At 71.6% G+C, this 17513-nt stretch carries 17 protein-coding genes; 9 read left to right on the top strand and 8 right to left on the bottom strand.

The window, feature by feature from the left end; translation table 11 throughout:
• Positions 1–108 precede the first annotated feature (108 nt).
• Positions 109–1152 (top strand): zinc-dependent alcohol dehydrogenase family protein, encoded by a 1044-nt coding sequence (locus tag ACGFZF_RS00190; protein ID WP_393550033.1) that lies wholly within the window; start codon positions 109–111, stop codon positions 1150–1152.
• Between the two features lie 63 nt (positions 1153–1215).
• On the opposite strand, the gene ACGFZF_RS00185 is transcribed toward ACGFZF_RS00190, so the two are convergent.
• Together ACGFZF_RS00185 and ACGFZF_RS00180 are read right to left on the bottom strand one after the other, a co-directional pair.
• Entirely contained in the window at positions 1216–2538 is a 1323-nt protein-coding gene (locus ACGFZF_RS00185) for a CoA transferase (RefSeq protein ID WP_393550031.1), read from the bottom strand.
• 71 nt (positions 2539–2609) lie between these two features.
• Positions 2610–4151, bottom strand: a complete 1542-nt coding sequence (locus ACGFZF_RS00180; protein WP_393550028.1) for a S8 family serine peptidase — start codon at positions 4149–4151, stop codon at positions 2610–2612.
• A gap of 274 nt (positions 4152–4425) precedes the next feature.
• Between ACGFZF_RS00180 and ACGFZF_RS00175 the strand changes: the two genes are divergently transcribed.
• The 3 genes from ACGFZF_RS00175 (at position 4426) to moaA (ending at position 7573) form a co-directional block, all read left to right on the top strand.
• Positions 4426–4800, top strand: coding sequence for a DUF485 domain-containing protein (locus ACGFZF_RS00175; RefSeq protein WP_356605535.1), 375 nt, complete (start codon positions 4426–4428; stop codon positions 4798–4800).
• The gene (locus ACGFZF_RS00170; RefSeq protein WP_393550025.1) at positions 4797–6431 is read left to right on the top strand and encodes a cation acetate symporter; all 1635 of its coding nucleotides are present in this window, start codon (positions 4797–4799) and stop codon (positions 6429–6431) included. Before ACGFZF_RS00175 ends, ACGFZF_RS00170 begins: the two co-directional genes overlap by 4 nt.
• Positions 6432–6583: 152 nt before the next feature.
• The gene (moaA, locus tag ACGFZF_RS00165) at positions 6584–7573 is read left to right on the top strand and encodes a GTP 3',8-cyclase MoaA (RefSeq protein WP_356605531.1); all 990 of its coding nucleotides are present in this window, start codon (positions 6584–6586) and stop codon (positions 7571–7573) included.
• Here moaA and ACGFZF_RS00160 read toward each other — a convergent pair.
• Together ACGFZF_RS00160 and ACGFZF_RS00155 are read right to left on the bottom strand one after the other, a co-directional pair.
• Positions 7556–7789, bottom strand: a complete 234-nt coding sequence (locus ACGFZF_RS00160) for a hypothetical protein (protein ID WP_261992079.1) — start codon at positions 7787–7789, stop codon at positions 7556–7558. The two genes, moaA and ACGFZF_RS00160, sit on opposite strands and share 18 nt — an antisense overlap.
• A 217-nt stretch (positions 7790–8006) precedes the next feature.
• Positions 8007–8375 (bottom strand): DUF3099 domain-containing protein, encoded by a 369-nt coding sequence (locus ACGFZF_RS00155; protein WP_356605528.1) that lies wholly within the window; start codon positions 8373–8375, stop codon positions 8007–8009.
• A 181-nt stretch (positions 8376–8556) separates the two neighbouring features.
• On the opposite strand from ACGFZF_RS00155, the gene ACGFZF_RS00150 reads away from it, so the two are divergent.
• Positions 8557–8832: a GlsB/YeaQ/YmgE family stress response membrane protein gene (locus ACGFZF_RS00150; protein ID WP_393550021.1), complete on the top strand. Its 276-nt coding sequence runs from the start codon at positions 8557–8559 to the stop codon at positions 8830–8832.
• A gap of 93 nt (positions 8833–8925) precedes the next feature.
• Here the strand turns inward: ACGFZF_RS00150 and tyrS are convergent, their stop codons facing one another.
• The 3 genes from tyrS to ACGFZF_RS00135 are packed head-to-tail and all read right to left on the bottom strand — an operon-like array spanning position 8926 to position 13160.
• Positions 8926–10197, bottom strand: coding sequence for a tyrosine--tRNA ligase (gene tyrS / locus ACGFZF_RS00145; protein WP_393550019.1), 1272 nt, complete (start codon positions 10195–10197; stop codon positions 8926–8928).
• 54 nt (positions 10198–10251) lie between these two features.
• Positions 10252–11643 carry a metallopeptidase TldD-related protein gene (locus ACGFZF_RS00140; protein WP_393550017.1) on the bottom strand — a complete coding sequence of 464 codons (1392 nt, stop codon included), beginning with the start codon at positions 11641–11643 and terminating at the stop codon, positions 10252–10254.
• The gene (locus ACGFZF_RS00135; protein ID WP_356605700.1) at positions 11640–13160 is read right to left on the bottom strand and encodes a TldD/PmbA family protein; all 1521 of its coding nucleotides are present in this window, start codon (positions 13158–13160) and stop codon (positions 11640–11642) included. The genes ACGFZF_RS00140 and ACGFZF_RS00135 overlap by 4 nt, the downstream gene beginning before the upstream one ends.
• Before the next feature lie 197 nt (positions 13161–13357).
• Between ACGFZF_RS00135 and fabG the strand changes: the two genes are divergently transcribed.
• The 3 genes from fabG to ACGFZF_RS00120 all read left to right on the top strand — a co-directional run bounded on the left by fabG (position 13358) and on the right by ACGFZF_RS00120 (position 15433).
• On the top strand, positions 13358–14062 hold the full coding sequence (gene fabG, locus ACGFZF_RS00130; protein ID WP_147977387.1) for a 3-oxoacyl-[acyl-carrier-protein] reductase: 705 nt from the start codon (positions 13358–13360) through the stop codon (positions 14060–14062).
• Between the two features lie 5 nt (positions 14063–14067).
• A complete protein-coding gene (fabI, locus tag ACGFZF_RS00125; protein WP_393550014.1) occupies positions 14068–14853 on the top strand; it encodes an enoyl-ACP reductase FabI in 786 nt (261 codons plus the stop codon).
• 178 nt (positions 14854–15031) lie between these two features.
• A complete protein-coding gene (locus ACGFZF_RS00120) occupies positions 15032–15433 on the top strand; it encodes a hypothetical protein (RefSeq protein WP_393550012.1) in 402 nt (133 codons plus the stop codon).
• Positions 15434–15443: 10 nt separating this feature from the next.
• Here the strand turns inward: ACGFZF_RS00120 and ACGFZF_RS00115 are convergent, their stop codons facing one another.
• Complete coding sequence (locus ACGFZF_RS00115) at positions 15444–16130, bottom strand: FadR/GntR family transcriptional regulator (RefSeq protein WP_393550010.1); 687 nt, start codon at positions 16128–16130, stop codon at positions 15444–15446.
• A gap of 64 nt (positions 16131–16194) precedes the next feature.
• On the opposite strand from ACGFZF_RS00115, the gene ACGFZF_RS00110 reads away from it, so the two are divergent.
• Positions 16195–17502: a CynX/NimT family MFS transporter gene (locus ACGFZF_RS00110; protein WP_393550008.1), complete on the top strand. Its 1308-nt coding sequence runs from the start codon at positions 16195–16197 to the stop codon at positions 17500–17502.
• Positions 17503–17513: the final 11 nt, after the last annotated feature.

The following is a 17513-nucleotide window of genomic DNA, read 5'->3' as shown; positions in this document are numbered from 1 at the left end:
GCGGTCCGGCCCCCGCCCGCCCCGCTTCCGGGCCCGTCGGCGGCGGGCCCGGCGCGAGCGGAGTACGGTGAACGTCGTACGACCGTCTGACAGCGAGGACCGCCCCCCATGCGCGCCACCACCATTCACGCTCCGTTCGACATGCGAGTGGAGGAGGTGCCCGACCCGGTGATCAGGGACTCCACGGACGTCGTCCTGCGGGTGCTGCGCGCCTGCATCTGCGGCAGCGACCTGTGGGCCTACCGGGGCGAGTCCGCCCGGCAGCCCGGCCAGCGGATCGGCCACGAGTTCCTCGGTGTCGTGGAGGAGGCCGGCGCGGACGTCACCGGCTTCGCGCCCGGCGACCTGGTCGTGGCCCCCTTCGTCTGGTCCGACGGCAGCTGCGCGTACTGCGCCGAGGGCCTGCAGACCTCCTGCCCGCAGGGCGGGTTCTGGGGCTCCGTGGGCTCCGACGGCGGTCAGGGCGAGGCGGTCCGCGTCCCCTTCGCCGACGGCACGCTCGTCCGCCTCCCCGCCGAGGCCGCGTCCGACGACCGGCTGCTGACCGCCCTCCTCGCGCTCTCCGACGTCCTCGGCACCGGCCACCACGCCGCCCTCGGCGCCGGCGTGAAGCCCGGCTCGACCGTCGCGGTCGTGGGTGACGGCGCGGTCGGCCTGTGCGGCGTGCTCGCCGCCAAGCGCCTCGGCGCCGAGCGCATCATCGCGCTCGGCCGCCACACCGCCCGCACCGACATCGCCCGCACCTTCGGCGCCACGGACGTCGTCGCCGAGCGCGGCGAGGCCGCCGAGGCCGCCGTCCGCGAGCTCACCGGCGGACAGGGCGCCCACGCCGTGATCGAGGCGGTCGGCACCGAGCAGTCGATGCGCACCGCCGTGGCGATCGCCCGTGACGGCGGTTCCGTCGGCTACGTCGGCGTCCCGCACGGGAGCGGCACCGGCCTGGACCTGTCCGTCATGTTCGACCGGAACATCGCGCTGCGCGGCGGAGTCGCCCCGGTCCGCGCGTACATCCCGGAGCTGCTCCCCGACGTCCTCGACGGCACGATCGACCCGTCGCCGGTCTTCGACCTGACCGTCGGCCTCGACGGCGTCCCCGGCGGCTACAAGGCGATGGACGAGCGCACGGCCCTCAAGGTCCTCGTCAAGCCGTAGCCGTGGTCGCGGCGACCGCCGTGGTCGCGGCACGGGCCGCGAAGCCGCCCCGGCGGCACCGGATCAGGCCCCGAGCCACTCCGGTGCGTCGGCCCCCGCGAGGCCCGGCGGACGCGACCAGTCCGCCGGGCCTCCGTCGTACGTCACCGGGGACAGCGCGTACCGCAGCCGCCCCAGCGGGCTGTCCCGTTCGGCGAGGTGGCGCTCCGGCTCGTAGCGGGGGAGCGCCGTCGACAGCCAGTGGCCCGTCTGCGCCAGCGCCAGCCGCACGAGGCGGGTGCCGCCGTCCCGGTCCTGCTCGGTCAGCGAGCGGAGCACCGCCGCCGCCAGGAGATAGCCCGATCCGTGGTCCAGGGCCTGCGCCGGCAGGGCGCCCGGCCGCTCCGCCGACCCCTCCGTGACCGCGATCCCGCTCGCCACCTGGACGAGGCTGTCGAAGCCGCGCCGCTCGCCCCAGGGGCCGTAGTCGCCCCATGCCGAGAGCCGGGCGACGACGAGACCGGGGCGCTGCAGACCGAAGCGCTCCAGCGCGCCCGGCCGGTAGCCGGTGACCAGGACGTCCGCGGAGTCGAGGAGTTCGTCCAGGGTGCGGCGGTCCGACGGGCGCGCCAGGTCCAGTGCCGCCGTCCGCTTCCCGATGTCGGTGTCCGTGTGCTGGTCCGGCAGCTCGGGGCGGTGCGGCGGGTCGATCCGCAGCACGTCCGCGCCGAGCAGGGCGAGCGTCCGGGTGGCCACCGGTCCCGCGATGACCCGGGTCAGGTCCAGCACCCGCAGCGGTCGCCCGTCCCGCCGGTCCCGGCGGGGCGCCGCGTCGTCCAGGCGCTCGGCCGTCAGCAACGGCCGTGCGGCCACCTCCCGCCCCTGGGGGTGCGCCGCCCACTCCCGCGGGGTGCGCAGGGCCACGGCCAGGCCCCCGGCGGCGTACACCGCCGTCTCGACCTCGACCGCCGGCCGCTCGGCGATCGCCGCCGCCACGGCCTCCTCCGTCTCCCCGTCCACCCCGAGCGCGGTGAGGAGCGCCGCCCGGTGGTGCGGATAGTTGGCGTGTGTGCGGACCCAGCCGTCCGCGGCGCGCCAGAAGCGGGACAGCGGCGCGAAGGAGACCGGCGCCCGTCCGTCGACCCGGAGATGACGCTCACTCACGAAGGCGGTGGCGACGGCCCCGTCGTCCACCCGCACGCGTGTTGCCCCGCCCTCCCGCTCCACCGCGGCGAGGCCCGCGACCGCGACCGTCGCGCGCGCCAGGTCCATCACCGGCAGTCCGGCGGCCAGGAGTCCGGAGGGCCCGCCGTACGACACCCGGTCGAGCAGGGCGGGGTCACCGCCCAGGGCCGACCACAACGACTCCGTAGCACCGTGCACCGTGCTGTCCACGTATCCGTCCATGAACGCATGATGGCACTCGGTGCCACGCGAAGGGCCCCGGTGTGGATCACCACACCGGGGCCCTCGGTGAACTACTTGCGCACCGCGTCCAGGGCGTCGACCAGTCCGGCGCCGTAGAAGCCGTTCTTGCTCTTGCCGCCCTCGCACACCGCGTCGACGGTGCCGTCGCCCTCGATGTCGTAGGGGTTCGTGCAGGCGCGGTCGTCGGCCTGCGCGTACAGCAGGGCCTTGAGCGCCGCCGGGCTCGCGTGCGGGTGGGTCGACTTCAGGAGCGCGAGCACGCCCGCCGTGTGCGGCGAGGCCATCGACGTGCCGGCCTTGTAGTTGTAGCCGCCGTTGACCGTGGTCGACAGGATGCGGCCGTTGACCGCCGGGGCGTCCGGGGTCTGGTACTCGGTGCGGTCGCCGCCGGGGGCGGAGACGTCGATGACGCCGAGACCGTAGTTGGAGTACGAGGCCTTCAGGCCCTTGGCGCCGGTCGCGGAGACCGTGACCACGCCCGGCAGCATCGCCGGGTAGTCGAGGCAGACCTTCGGGTCGATGACGCGGTCGCCCGGAGTGGTGTCGTTCGGGCTGCTGTTGTCCAGGATCGAGTCCGCCGCCAGGTCGAACTTCGAGTTGCCGGCCGCCGCGACGTTGACCGTGCCGCGGTGCTCCGCGTAACGGGTCGCGCGGGAGACCGCCTCGATGAGGGCCTTCTGGTCCTCGTCGTTCTTGCAGGCGAACATCCACGGGTCGGTGTAGTAGCTGTTGTTCGTGATGTCGACGCCGTGCTCGGCCGCCCACACGAAGCCGCAGACCACGGCCTCCGTGTAGAAGAAGCCGTCCGGGGTGGAGACCTTGATGCCCGAGACCTTCACGCCCGGGGCGACACCGGTGACGCCGATGCCGTTCTTGGCGGCGGCGATGGTGCCGGCGACGTGCGTGCCGTGGTCGCTCTCGCCCGGGTTGGGGCGCCACGAGCCGGGGGTGGTGTCCGGGACGCCGGACACGCAGTTCGCCGAGGCCTTGGTGTCGAAGTTCGGCGCCAGGTCCGGGTGGGTGTCGTCGACGCCGGTGTCGATGACGCCGACGGTCACCCGGCTGCTGCCGAGGGTCTTGCGGTGGGCCTTGTCCGCCTTGATGGCCGGCAGGTCCCACTGCAGGGGCTCCAGCGCGTCCTGCTCGTCGGTGGCCCGCGCCGCCGCCGCGGCGGCCTCGGCGGGGCTCAGCGCCTGGTCGCCCTCGCCGACGGCGTTATCCGACTGGACGGAGAGGGGGGCGGTGCGCGTCGAACCGGCCGACACCACACCGCGGGCCTTGCGGATCGTCTTCGCGAACTCGGGGTTCTGCGAGTGGACGACTATCACGCCTATCTGGTCATAGGAGATGACCACCGTGCCGCCGGCCGCCGCGATCGCCTTCTTCACCGAAGCGGCCGTCCAGCGGCCACCCTCGACGTTGACGACGTACGACAGCTTCGGGCCGTCGGTCGAGACGACGGACGCGGACGGCGCGTCGCTCAGCTCCGCAGCGTTGGCGGCGCCTGCGGGCAGGAAGCCGAGCGATGCCGTGAGCGCGAGTCCGGCGGGCAGAGCGAGTACTCGGCCGCGTCTCGATCCCAGATGAGCCATGGGTTCTCCACATCATCCGTATGTACTGACCGCGCGCCGGTTTGCGCGCAGTCAGGTGCATGACGAGTGAAGCTATCGCTGATCTTGCCGACCCATCAATGAGTTGAGACGACTTGATGGAGATCCCACAGAAGAAAAACGTCCGCGGTGAACCGCGTCGCCTCGTCCGCCGTGCCGTTGTGCAGGGGTGGGACTCCGCCCGGAGTCCCCTTCCCCACCCCTCAGTGAGGCCCCCTTGTCCATGCCCACCGCCCCCGCGTCCCGAGGAGATTCCGTGGCCACCGAAGCACCGCCGCCGCCCCAGAGCGGCACGGAAGCCGCCCCCGGCCCCGTCCAGCCCACGACGGAGGCCTTCGTCGAGGTGCAGGAGAGTGCGGAATTCGGCGAACTGCGCCGCACCTACCGCTCCTTCGCCTTCCCGCTGACCGTCGGCTTCATCGCCTGGTACCTGCTCTACGTGCTGCTGTCCAACTACGCGGGCGGCTTCATGGGAACCAAGCTCTTCGGCAACATCAACGTCGCCCTCGTCCTCGGCCTGGGCCAGTTCCTCACCACCTTCCTCATCGCCTGGCTCTACTCGCGGCACGCGGCCGAGCGCCTCGACCCGAAGGCCGAGGCCATCAAGTCCCGTATGGAGGCCGACGCGTGAGCAGCACCTTCCAGGCCGTCCAGCTGGCGGCCGAGAACGCCACCAGCGAGCACCGGACGCTGATCATCAGCCTCTTCGGCGTCTTCGTCGTCGCCACGCTCGTCATCACCGTGTGGGCGGGCCGCCAGACCAAGAGCGCCGCCGACTTCTACGCCGGCGGCCGCCAGTTCACCGGCTTCCAGAACGGCCTCGCGATCTCCGGCGACTACATGTCGGCCGCGTCCTTCCTCGGCATCGCCGGCGCCATCGCCCTCTTCGGCTACGACGGCTTCCTCTACTCCATCGGCTTCCTGGTCGCCTGGCTGGTCGCCCTGCTCCTGGTCGCCGAGCCGCTGCGCAACTCCGGCCGCTTCACCATGGGCGACGTCCTCGCCTACCGGATGCGCCAGCGCCCCGTCCGTACCGCCGCCGGCACCTCCACCATCGTCGTCTCGATCTTCTACCTGCTGGCGCAGATGGCCGGCGCGGGCGTGCTCGTCTCGCTGCTGCTCGGCATCACCAGCGACGGCGGCAAGGTCGCGATCGTCGCCCTGGTCGGCGTGCTCATGATCGTGTACGTCACCATCGGCGGCATGAAGGGCACCACCTGGGTGCAGATGGTCAAGGCGGTCCTGCTCATCGCCGGCACGCTCCTGATCACCTTCCTCATCCTGCTGAAGTTCGACTTCAACCTCTCCGACCTGCTCGGCGCCGCCGCCACCAACAGCGGCAAGGGCTCGGCGTTCCTGGAGCCCGGCCTCAAGTACGGCGCCACCGGCGTCTCGAAGCTCGACTTCATCTCGCTCGGCATCGCGCTCGTCCTGGGCACCGCAGGCCTGCCGCACATCCTGATCCGCTTCTACACGGTGCCGACCGCCAAGGCCGCCCGTAAGTCCGTGAACTGGGCCATCGGCATCATCGGCGCCTTCTACCTGATGACGATCGTGCTCGGCTTCGGCGCCGCGGCCCTGCTCAAGAACAGCGACATCATCGCCTCCAACAAGGCCGGCAACACGGCCGCGCCGCTCGCGGCCCTGGAGATCGGCGGCGGCGCCGGCTCGACCGGCGGCGCGATCCTGCTCGCGGTGATCTCGGCCGTCGCCTTCGCCACCATCCTCGCCGTGGTCGCCGGACTGACCCTGGCCTCGTCGTCCTCGTTCGCGCACGACATCTACGCCAACGTCATTCGGCGCGGCAAGGCCACCGAGAAGGAGGAGGTCCGCGCGGCCCGCTGGGCGACCGTCCTCATCGGCATCGTCTCGATCGCCCTCGGCGCGCTCGCCCGCGACCTCAACGTCGCCGGCCTGGTGGCCCTCGCCTTCGCCGTCGCCGCCTCGGCCAACCTGCCGACGATCCTCTACAGCCTGTTCTGGAAGAGGTTCACGACCCAGGGCGCGCTCTGGTCGATCTACGGCGGCCTGGTCTCCTCGGTCGTCCTGGTGCTCTTCTCGCCGGTCGTCTCCGGCAAGCCCACCTCGATGTTCAAGACCGTCGACTTCTACTGGTTCCCGCTGGAGAACCCGGGCCTCGTCTCGATCCCGCTCGGCTTCCTGCTCGGCTGGCTCGGCTCGCTGCTCTCCAAGGAGGAGCCGGACAAGGGCAAGTACGCGGAACTGGAGGTCAAGTCGCTCACCGGTGTCGGAGCGCACTGAATCGTATACGGCGCGCAGTCGCCCGGCGGTCCCGTCGTAGAGTTCTACGACGGGACCGCCCGCGTCCTCGTGACAATCGGGCCGTGCCCGGACCCGGCCCGCTCGCGTAGGCTCGCAGCAGAGGGATCCGGACGACGGGGAGGAGGCCCGCAGTGCTCATCGACACGTACGGCCGAGTGGCCACTGACCTGCGTGTTTCACTCACGGACCGGTGCAACCTGCGGTGCACGTACTGCATGCCGGAAGAAGGTCTGCAGTGGCTCGCCAAGCCTGATCTGCTGACCGACGACGAGATCGTCCGGCTGGTCCGGATCGCGGTCACCGAGCTCGGCGTCACCGAGGTCCGCTTCACCGGCGGCGAGCCGCTGCTCCGCCCCGGCCTGGTGGGCATCGTCGAGCGGTGCGCGGCCCTGGAGCCCCGCCCCCGGATGTCCCTGACCACCAACGGCATCGGACTCAAGCGGACGGCCGCCGCCCTGAAGGCCGCCGGCCTGGACCGGGTCAACGTCTCCCTCGACACCCTGCGGCCCGAGGTCTTCAAGACCCTGACCCGCCGCGACCGTCACCACGACGTCCTGGACGGCATGGCCGCCGCCCGCGACGCCGGCCTCACCCCCGTCAAGGTCAACGCGGTCCTGATGCCCGGACTCAACGACGACGAGGCCCCCGACCTGCTGGCCTGGGCCGTGGAGAACGCGTACGAGCTCCGCTTCATCGAGCAGATGCCCCTCGACGCCCAGCACGGCTGGAAGCGCGACGGCATGATCACCGCCGGGGACATCCTCGAATCGCTGCGCACCCGCTTCACCCTCACCCCCGAGGGCGACGAGGAGCGCGGCTCGGCACCCGCCGAGCGCTGGGTCGTCGACGGCGGGCCTCACACGGTCGGTGTCATCGCCTCCGTCACCCGCCCGTTCTGCCGGGCCTGCGACCGGACCAGGCTGACCGCCGACGGCCAGGTGCGCACCTGCCTGTTCGCCACCGAGGAGACCGACCTGCGCGCCGCGCTGCGCTCCGAGGCGCCGGACGAGGAGATCGCCCGGATCTGGAAGGTCGCGATGTGGGGCAAGAAGGCCGGTTCGGGGCTGGACGACCCGGCCTTCCTGCAGCCGGAGCGCCCGATGTCAGCGATCGGCGGCTGACTCCTCCCAGTCCGCCAGCGGCACGACGTCCTTGAGGAAGCCGCGGACCCCGAGGAACTGCGACAGGTGCTCGCGGTGCTCCTCGCAGGCGAGCCACGTCTTACGGCGCTCGGGCGTGTGCAGCTTGGGGTTGTTCCAGGCGAGGACCCAGACCGCGTCGGCGCGGCAGCCCTTGGCGGAACAGATCGGGGACTCTTCGCTCACCGGATTGATCACCGGATCATTGTCCAACAATGGCGATGCCGAGCAGCCACGGGGGGAGCTGCCCGGCATCGGTCCGTCGCTCCGACGGGGGATGCGGAGCGCGTAGGAAGTATGTCACGGGGAATGGGGTGTGGTGCACCGGAACTTCATGATTGATCTGAGCTTTTCTTGAGCTTTTGAAAACCGTTGGTGATCGCCGTGGGGCTTGCGTACGCCGCTGTCGACACCTCTACGAATCCCCCGTGTGTGCTTCCGGAGGTGCTTCCGTGCGCGCCTCCGTGCGCTCCCCTGCCGGGTCGTCGCCGGCACCCAGGGTCGGGCGTACGGGCGGCGGTACGAACGTGGAGGGGAGGGACGGGGCGTTCTCGCGTCCCGCGTTCGCGATGACCACGGCGACATAGGGGAGCAGCAGGCCCAGGGCGAGCGCCACGACGGCCACATGCCGCTCGACGTTCCACAGCACCGCCGCGGCGATGACGGACAGCGTCCGCACCGTCATCGAGATCACGTACCGCCGCTGCCGGCCGCGGACGTCGTCACTGAGACCCTGCCGGGCTCCGGTGATCCGGAAGACCTCGGTCGTGCCCTGCTTCCGCATCACGTTCCACCACCCGGTGTCGCCGCCGGACCCTCCCTGGTCCGGACCTCCTTCCACGGTACGCCCGACGTCCGAGCCGGACGAGACCGGGGCACGTACGGAGCCGTCCGACATGCGTCGTATGGCTGATGGGCCGAGACTGAGCCCACATGCGCAGATCGCGCCGCATGAGGAGGCGACCATGAGTTGGTTGTGGGCAATCATCGTGGGATTTGTGCTCGGCCTGATCGCCAAAGCGATCCTGCCGGGGAAGCAGCAAATCCCGCTGTGGCTGACGACCGTATTCGGAATTCTCGGCAGTGTTCTCGGCAATGCCGTCGCGACCTGGATCGGGGTCAACGACACCAAGGGCATCGACTGGACCCGCCACCTGCTCCAACTCATCGGCGCGATCGCTGTGGTCGGCGTGGGCGACATGCTGTGGGCCTCGATCAAGGGCGACCGACAGCGGGCGTGAACAGCGCCGGACACGCCGGAGGCCCGGGGTGCGCGTCGTGCGCGCCCCGGGCCTCCGGCGTGTCCCGCCCCGGGTGATTCGGGACCGGGAGGGTCAGCCCGCCGCGTCGAACTCGATCGCCGCGAGGTTCTTCTTGCCCCGGCGCAGCACCAGCCAGCGGCCGTGCAGCAGCTCGTCCGCCGACACCGCGGCGTCCTCGGCGGTGACCTTCACGTTGTTCACGTAGGCCCCGCCCTCCTTCACGGTGCGGCGCGCGGCCGACTTGCTCGGCGCGAGACCGACCTCGGTGAACAGGTCCACGACCTGGCCGAGCTCTCGCACACGGGCGTGCGGCAGCTCGGTGAGCGACGCCGCCAGCGTGGCCGCGTCCAGCTCCGTCAGGTCGCCCTGGCCGAACAGCGCCTTCGAGGCGGCGACGACCGCCGCGCACTGGTCGGCGCCGTGCACCAGGGTCGTCAGCTCCTCCGCCAGCGCCCGCTGGGCTGCGCGGGCCTGCGGCCGCTCGGCGGTCTGCCGCTCCAGCTCCTCCAGCTCCTCGCGGGACCTGAAGGAGAGGATCCGCAGGTACGTCGAGATGTCCCGGTCGTCGACGTTCAGCCAGAACTGGTAGAACGCGTACGGCGTGGTCATCTCGGGGTCGAGCCAGACGGCCCCGCTCTCGGTCTTGCCGAACTTCGTGCCGTCCGCCTTGACCATCAGCGGTGTCGCCAGCGCGTGCACCTCCGCGCCCGGCTCCAGGCGGTGGATCAGGTCGAGACCGGCCACCAGGTTGCCCCACTGGTCGGAACCGCCCTGCTGGAGCGTGCAGCCGTGGCGGCGGTACAGCTCCAGGAAGTCCATGCCCTGCAGGAGCTGGTAGCTGAACTCCGTGTAGCTGATGCCCTGCTCGGACTCCAGCCGCCGGGCCACCGAGTCCTTGGTCAGCATCTTGTTGACCCGGAAGTGCTTGCCGATGTCACGCAGGAACTCGATCGCCGACAGGCCCGCGGTCCAGTCCAGGTTGTTCACCATGACCGCCGCGTTCTCCCCCTCGAAGGAGAGGAACGGCTCGATCTGCGTCCGCAGCCGGTTCACCCAGTTCGCGACCGTCTCCGGGTCGTTCAGGGTGCGCTCGGCGGTCGGGCGCGGGTCGCCGATCTGACCGGTGGCCCCGCCGACCAGCGCCAGCGGCCGGTGCCCGGCCTGCTGGAGCCGGCGGACGGTGAGCACCTGGACCAGGTGACCGACGTGGAGACTGGCCGCGGTCGGGTCGAAGCCGCAATAGAACGTGACGGGACCGTCCGCGAGAGCCTTGCGCAAGGCGTCCTCGTCGGTGGACTGGGAGAAGAGTCCCCGCCACTTCAGCTCGTCGACGATGTCCGTCACGGTGTCCGGTCTCCTTGATCGATGGTCGTCACGCCGTCCCTCAGTCTAGGCGGGTCACACGCCCTTGCTGACCGAGCTCATGTTGAAGTCCGGCACCCGCAGCGCGGGCATCGCGGCCCTGGTGAACCAGTCGCTCCACTCGCGCGGCAGCGTCTTCTCGGTCCGCCCCGCCTCGGACGCCCGCGACAGCAGGTCCACCGGGGACTCGTTGAACCGGAAGTTGTTCACCTCGCCGACCACCTCGCCGTCCTCGACGAGGTAGACGCCGTCCCGGGTCAGCCCGGTCAGCAGCAGGGTCGCCGGGTCGACCTCGCGGATGTACCAGAGGCACGTCAGCAGCAGGCCGCGCCGCGTGGACGCCACCATCTCCTCCAGCGAGCGCTCGCCGCCGGCGTCCAGGATCAGGTTCCCCGCCGCGGGCGCCACCGGCAGGCGCGTGAGCGCCGCGGTGTGCCGGGTGGTGACCAGGTGCTCCAGCCTGCCCTCCCGCATCCAGTCGACCGGGGGCAGCGGCAGGCCGTTGTCGAAGACCGACGAGTCGTCGCCCGAGGAGTGCGCGACGACGAACGGGGCGGACTCCAGGCCCGGCTCGTTCGGGTCGCTGCGCAGGGTCAGCGGCAGGGGGGAGAGCGTCTCGCCCAGCCGCGTCCCGCCGCCCGGCTTGGAGAAGACCGTCCGGCCCTCCGCCGCGTCCCGGGCGGCCGACGACCACAGCTGGTAGATCAGCAGGTCGGCCACGGCGGTCGGCGGCAGCAGCGTCTCGTAGCGCCCCGCGGGCAGGTCGATCCGCCGCTCTGCCCAGCCCAGCCGCCGGGCCAGGTCGGCGTCCAGCGCCGCCGGGTCGACGTCCTTGAAGTCGCGGGTGGAACGTCCGGCCCACGCGGAGCGGGAGCGGTCGGGCGACTTGGCGTTCAGCTCCAGCGTGCCGGTGGGCTGGTCGTGCCGCAGCCGCAGGCCCGTGGACGTGCCGAGGTACGTCGAGGTCAGCTGGTGGTGGGCGAACCCGTACAGCTCCCGCCCGCCGGCCCGGGCGCGGGCGAAGGCCTCGCCGAGCGCCGGCGCGAAGTCCGTGAAGACGGCGGACGAGGTCTCGGCGGGGGCGTCCGTGAAGTCGGGGGAGGGGTCGATGCCCTCGACCAGCGGCTGCGCGTCCTCGGCCGGGCCGGCGGCCCGGGCGGCCTCCTCGGCGGCCCGGACCAGCGGCTCCAGGTCGTCGGCGGTCACCGCGGACCGCGAGACGACACCGGAGGCGGTGCCCTGCGCGCCGTCGACGGTCGCGATGATGGTGAGGGTCCGGCCGCGGGTGACGCCGTTCGTGGTCAGCGCGTTGCCGGCCCAGCGCAGGTTGGCCGAGGACTCCTCGTCGGCGAGGACGACGCACCCGTCCGCACGGGACAGCTCCAGGGCCCGCTCGACGATCTCGTACGGCTTGCTGACGCGGCTCATCGACCGGCCTCCTGCGTCGTGTTGAGGATGTTGACGCCCCGGAAGAGGGCGGAGGGGCAGCCGTGGGAGACCGCCGCGACCTGGCCCGGCTGGGCCTTGCCGCAGTTGAACGCGCCCCCCAGGACGTAGGTCTGCGGGCCGCCGACCTGCTCCATCGAGCCCCAGAAGTCGGTGGTCGTCGCCTGGTACGCGACGTCGCGCAGCTGCCCGGCGAGCCGGCCGTTCTCGATGCGGAAGAAGCGCTGACCGGTGAACTGGAAGTTGTAGCGCTGCATGTCGATCGACCAGGACCGGTCGCCGACCACGTAGATGCCGCGCTCCACGCCGCCGATCAGGTCCTCGGTCGAGAGGCCGCCCGGGTCGGGCTGCAGGGAGACGTTCGCCATCCGCTGCACCGGCACGTGGCCGGGCGAGTCCGCGAACGCGCAGCCGTTGGACCGGCCGAGCCCGGTGAGCTTCGCGATCCGGCGGTCCAGCTGGTAGCCGACCAGGGTGCCGTCCTTCACCAGGTCCCAGCTCTGGCCCTCGACGCCCTCGTCGTCGTACCCGACGGTGGCGAGCCCGTGCTCGGCGGTGCGGTCGCCGGTCACGTTCATGATCGACGACCCGTAGGTCAGCTTCCCCAGCTGGTCGAAGGTGGCGAACGAGGTCCCGGCGTACGCGGCCTCGTAGCCCAGGGCCCGGTCCAGCTCGGTGGCGTGGCCGATCGACTCGTGGATCGTCAGCCACAGGTTCGACGGGTCGACGACCAGGTCGTACGTCCCCGCCTCCACGCTCGGTGCCCGCATCTTCTCGGCCAGCAGTCCGGGGATCCGCTCCAGCTCCGCGTCCCAGTCCCAGCCGGTGCCGGTCAGGTACTCCCAGCCCCGTCCGACCGGCGGCGCGATCGTCCGCATCGAGTCGAACTCACCGGTCGTCTCGTCGACGGCGACGGCGGTCAGCTGCGGGTGCAGCCGGACCCGCTGCTGGGTGGTGACGGTGCCCGCCGTGTCCGCGTAGAACTTGTTCTCCTGGACGGTCATCAGCGAGGCGTCCACGTGCGCCACGCCCTCGGCCCGCAGCAGCCGCGCACTCCAGTCCGCGAGCAGCGCGCTCTTCTCGGCGCCGGGGATGTCGAAGGGGTTGATCTCGTACGAGGAGATCCACGTCCTGTCGGCGTGCACCGGTTCGTCGGCGAGCTCCACCCGCTCGTCGGACCCGGCCGCCGCGATGACCTTCGCGGACAGCTTGGCCATGGCGACCGCCTGCGCGGCGACCCGGGCGGCGCCGTCCATGGTCAGGTCGACACCGGAGGCGAAGCCCCAGGCCCCGCCGTGCACCACCCGCACCGCGTATCCGAGGTCCGTGGTGTCCGAGGAGCCGGAGGGCTTGGCGTCCCGGAGCCGCCAGGAGGCGCTGCGGACCCGCTCCAGGCGGAAGTCGGCGTGCTCGGAGCCGAGCGCCCGCGCGCGTGCGAGCGCCGCGTCGGCGAGCGCCCGCAGCGGCAGAGCCGTGAAGGCTGCGTCGAGGGTATGGATGCCAGATGGCACAGCTGTCTCCTGTCGTGTGAGACCGGTCGCCCCGATCATGTCGCGCTTTCGGCCGCGATGCCCACGTCTTTCTGTAGGGACCCGACAGTGACATCCGTACGCCACTGTCAGGGGTCGATTCCCCGGCCGAGGGACCGGACCGATAGGTTTTCGGTAACCAAGACCGCTATCGAAAGGGTGATCCGTTGAGCCGCTCGGTTCTCGTCACCGGAGGAAACCGGGGCATCGGCCTCGCCATCGCCCAGGCGTTCGTCGACGCCGGCGACAAGGTCGCCGTCACCTACCGGTCCGGTGAGCCGCCGGCCGGCTTCCTCGCCGTCAAGTGCGACATCACCGACGCCGAGCAGGTGGAGCAGGCGTACAAGGAGATCGAGGAGAAGCACGGTCCCGTCGAGGTGCTGGTCGCCAACGCCGGTGTCACCAAGGACCAGCTGCTCATGCGGATGTCCGAGGAGGACTTCACCGCCGTCCTCGACACCAACCTCACGGGCACCTTCCGGGTCGTCAAGCGCGCCAACCGCGGCATGCTGCGGGCCAAGAAGGGCCGCGTCGTCCTGATCTCCTCCGTCGTCGGCCTCCTCGGCTCGGCCGGTCAGGCCAACTACGCCGCCTCCAAGGCCGGCCTGGTCGGCTTCGCCCGGTCCCTCGCCCGCGAGCTCGGATCGCGCAACATCACGTTCAATGTCGTCGCGCCCGGTTTTGTCGACACCGACATGACCAAGGTGCTCACCGAGGAGCAGCGCAAGGGCATCGTGTCCCAGGTGCCGCTGGGCCGGTACGCGCAGCCGGAGGAGATCGCCGCCACGGTGCGGTTCCTGGCTTCGGACGACGCCTCGTACATCACTGGAGCCGTCATCCCGGTTGACGGCGGATTGGGCATGGGTCACTGAGCACGATGACTAACACTGGCGGAATTCTCGAGGGCAAGCGCATCCTGATCACCGGTGTGCTGATGGAGTCCTCCATCGCCTTCCACACCGCGAAGCTGGCGCAGGAGCAGGGCGCGGAGATCATCCTCACCGCTTGGCCGCGGCCGTCGCTGACCGAGCGCATCGCCAAGAAGCTGCCCCGGCCCGAGAAGGTCAAGGTCCTGGAGCTCGACGTCTCCGACGACACGCACCTCGCCCGCCTGGAGGCCCAGGTCCGCGAGCACCTGGGCGACCGCCTCGACGGCGTCGTGCACTCGATCGGTTTCGCCCCGCAGGACGCCCTCGGCGGCAACTTCCTCAACACGCCCTTCGAGTCCGTCGCCACGGCGATGCACGTCTCGGCCTTCTCGCTGAAGTCCCTGACGATGGCGCTGCTCCCGCTGATGACGGAGGGCGGTTCGGTCGTCGGCCTGACCTTCGACGCGCAGTTCGCGTGGCCGCAGTACGACTGGATGGGCCCGGCGAAGGCGGCCCTGGAGGCCACCAACCGCTACATGGCCCGTGACCTGGGCAAGCACGACATCCGCTGCAACCTGATCTCGGCGGGCCCGATCGGTTCGATGGCCGCGAAGTCCATCCCCGGCTTCTCCGAGCTGGCGGCGGTCTGGGACAGCCGTTCCCCGCTGGAGTGGAACCTCGCCGACCCGGAGCCGGCCGGCCGTGGCGTCGTGGCCCTCCTGAGCGACTGGTTCCCGAAGACGACGGGCGAGATCGTCCACGTCGACGGCGGTCTGCACGCGATCGGCGCCTGAGCACGCGCCGGTCGCGCTTCGGCGCGCACCGTACGGCGAAGGCCGGGTGGCCGTCCCCGAGAGGGGCGGGGCCCGGCCTTCGCCGTACCGGCACCCTCCCGAGTCGAAAAGTCTGGCGAATCACCCCAGACTGGTCGGAGCGTGACATTCCGGCTACTGATGGGGAGGAGGTACGGGCATGCGTGCGCTCCACCGCAGGTTCGCCGCTCTGGCCTCGACCGCCGCTCTCTTCGCCGGGATCGCCGTCGCCGCCGAGGTGCGCGCCGCTCCCGCTCCCGCCGAGGACGTCCCGTCCCCGGCCACCGCCGCCGAACAGCCCGAGGACTTCGGTGCCTCCTGCCGCACCGTCGTCGAGGGCTCCCGCGTCACCGCCTACTGCCACAACCCCTACCCCGACACGGACCGGGTCAGCCTGCACGTCGAATGCGACCGTTGGTGGGACGTGGACACCGACAGCGCCCCCGTCGACGTCGACCCGACCGCCTACGCCCAGGTGACCGGCCGCTGCTGGAAAGAGGTCCGCGCCGCCTGGATCACCCACCAGCCGGCCGGCTCCGCCCCGTCGGTCCAGGGCTCCTGAGGTCCGGGGCTCAGGGCTTCGGTGCCTCGGGGCTCCTGAGGCACAGGAACGGGTAGCCGGCCGCCTCGGCCGCCGCCGTCTCCGCGTCCCCGGCCCGGATCGCGTCCACCAGTCGCGCGTGGTCCATGTGGTGCTCCGGCCGCAGCTCCTGGCCGACGTCGTCGCGCAGCCAGTCCCGCAGCACATCGCCCAGGTCCGCGTACACCTCGGTCAGCACCTCGTTCCCGGAGGCCGCCACCACCGCGTGGTGGAAGGCCGCGTCCGCGGTCACGAAGCGCTCCGCGTCGCCCGTCTCCCACGCCTCCTCGCGCCGGTCGAGCAGCGTCTCCAGCTGCTTCAGGTCCCGCTCGGTGCGCCGCAGCGCCGCGAGCCGCGCGGCCGAGGACTCCAGCGTGGAGCGCAGCTCCGCCACGTGCCGGGGGTCGGAGTGCGCGAACCGCCGGTGCATCACGCCCGCCAGCTCGCTCGTCGCCAGGACGTACGTGCCCGAGCCCTGCCGGATGTCGAGCAGGCCGTTGTGCGCGAGCGCGCGCACCGCCTCGCGCACGGTGTTGCGGGCCACGCCCAGCTGCTCGACCAGCTCCGGCTCCGTCGGGATCCGTGAGCCGACCGGCCACTCGCCGGAGGTGATCTGGTTCCGCAGCTCGCTGATCACCTGATCGGAGAGCCCGGAACGCCGGGGAGTGCCGAGCGCCATGGTCCGCCTTTCTCGTTGGTTCCGGATTGGACAACCAATCATCCCATGATTCTATGATGGCGCCATGCCTGACGAGCCGCAGACCCTCGACCCCGCCGCCCCGTCGGCCGCCCGTGCCCGTACCGCCGCATCGGCCGGCGCCCTCGCGGCCGATTCTTCCGCACCGGGCCGCCACGGCGTCTGGGTCGTCCGGCTCGTCGTCGTCGGGATCGTGCTCGCCGCGCTCAACCTCCGCCCCGCCATCACGAGCCTGGGCGCCCTCCTCGAGGAGGTCCGCGACGGCCTCCACATGAGCGGCAGCGTGGCCGGCGTGCTCACCTCGGTGCCGCCCCTCTGCTTCGCGGTCTTCGGCATCACCGCCCCGCGCCTCGCCCGCCGCTTCGGACCCGCCGCCGTCGTCTGCGCCGGCATGGCCGCGATCTTCGCGGGCCTCGCCGTACGGCCCTTCGCCTCCGGCACCGTCGGCTTCCTCGCCGCCAGCGCCCTCGCCCTGATGGGCATCGCCGTCAGCAACGTCCTCATGCCCGTCATCGTCAAGCGGTACTTCCCCGACCGCATCGGCACCATGACCGGCCTCTACTCCATGGCACTGGCCCTCGGCACCTCGCTCGCCGCGGCGGCGACCGTGCCCATGACCGAGGCCATGGGCGGAAGTTGGCGCACCGGGCTCGGCGTCTGGGCCGTCCTCGCCGCCCTCGCCGTGCTGCCCTGGATCCCGCTGGTCCGCGACCGCGGGGCCCGGGGGGCGGCCGGACCCGCCGGGGCCGCGGCCGCGGCCCCGCAGGCCGCCCCGCTGCGGATCACCCGCAGCCGCACGGCCTGGGCCCTCGGCTGCTTCTTCGGCCTCCAGGCCACCGGCGCGTACATCACCATGGGCTGGATGCCGCAGATCTTCCGGGACGCCGGCGTCCCGGCCGGCACCGCCGGCGTGCTCCTCGCCGTCACCATGGTGATGGGCGTGCCGCTCGCCTTCGTCATCCCGCGCCTCGCCACCCGCCTGCGGAACCAGGGCCCCATCGCCGTCGTCCTCGGCCTCTGCGGACTCGCCGGCTACACCGGCCTCTACTTCGCCCCCGCCGACGGAGCCTGGGCCTGGGCCCTGCTCCTGGGCGTCTCGAACTGCGCCTTCCCGCTCGCCCTCACCATGATCGGCATGCGCTCGCGGACCGGTGCCGGCGTGGTCCGGCTCTCCGCCTTCGCGCAGAGCGTCGGCTACCTCATCTCCATCCCCGGACCGCTCCTGGTCGGCGTCCTCTACCAGCACAGCGGCGGCTGGGGCCTGCCCATCGCGCTGATGGCGGGACTGATGGTGCCCCAGATGATCGTCGGAACCCTCGCCGGCAGGGACCGGACGGTCGAGGACGAATGCTGAGATGCGAGACT

Origin of the sequence: Streptomyces sp. NPDC048338, from assembly GCF_043201055.1 — a bacterium.
Taxonomy (GTDB): domain Bacteria; phylum Actinomycetota; class Actinomycetes; order Streptomycetales; family Streptomycetaceae; genus Streptomyces.
The sequence above is the reverse complement of the archived record's forward strand: the minus strand, read 5'-3'. Positions and strand labels throughout refer to the sequence as shown.

Excerpts from the sequence above, each read along its gene's own strand:
- ACGFZF_RS00180 (WP_393550028.1), bottom strand. The coding sequence starts at position 4,151 with ATGGCTCATCTGGGATCGAGACGCGGCCGAGTACTCGCTCTGCCCGCC.
- ACGFZF_RS00155 (WP_356605528.1), bottom strand. The coding sequence starts at position 8,375 with ATGCGGAAGCAGGGCACGACCGAGGTCTTCCGGATCACCGGAGCCCGG.
- ACGFZF_RS00115 (WP_393550010.1), bottom strand. The coding sequence starts at position 16,130 with ATGGCGCTCGGCACTCCCCGGCGTTCCGGGCTCTCCGATCAGGTGATC.
- ACGFZF_RS00110 (WP_393550008.1), top strand. The coding sequence starts at position 16,195 with ATGCCTGACGAGCCGCAGACCCTCGACCCCGCCGCCCCGTCGGCCGCC.
- ACGFZF_RS00140 (WP_393550017.1), bottom strand. The coding sequence starts at position 11,643 with ATGAGCCGCGTCAGCAAGCCGTACGAGATCGTCGAGCGGGCCCTGGAG.
- ACGFZF_RS00190 (WP_393550033.1), top strand. The coding sequence starts at position 109 with ATGCGCGCCACCACCATTCACGCTCCGTTCGACATGCGAGTGGAGGAG.
- fabI (WP_393550014.1), top strand. The coding sequence starts at position 14,068 with ATGACTAACACTGGCGGAATTCTCGAGGGCAAGCGCATCCTGATCACC.
- ACGFZF_RS00185 (WP_393550031.1), bottom strand. The coding sequence starts at position 2,538 with ATGGACGGATACGTGGACAGCACGGTGCACGGTGCTACGGAGTCGTTG.
- ACGFZF_RS00120 (WP_393550012.1), top strand. The coding sequence starts at position 15,032 with ATGCGTGCGCTCCACCGCAGGTTCGCCGCTCTGGCCTCGACCGCCGCT.
- ACGFZF_RS00150 (WP_393550021.1), top strand. The coding sequence starts at position 8,557 with ATGAGTTGGTTGTGGGCAATCATCGTGGGATTTGTGCTCGGCCTGATC.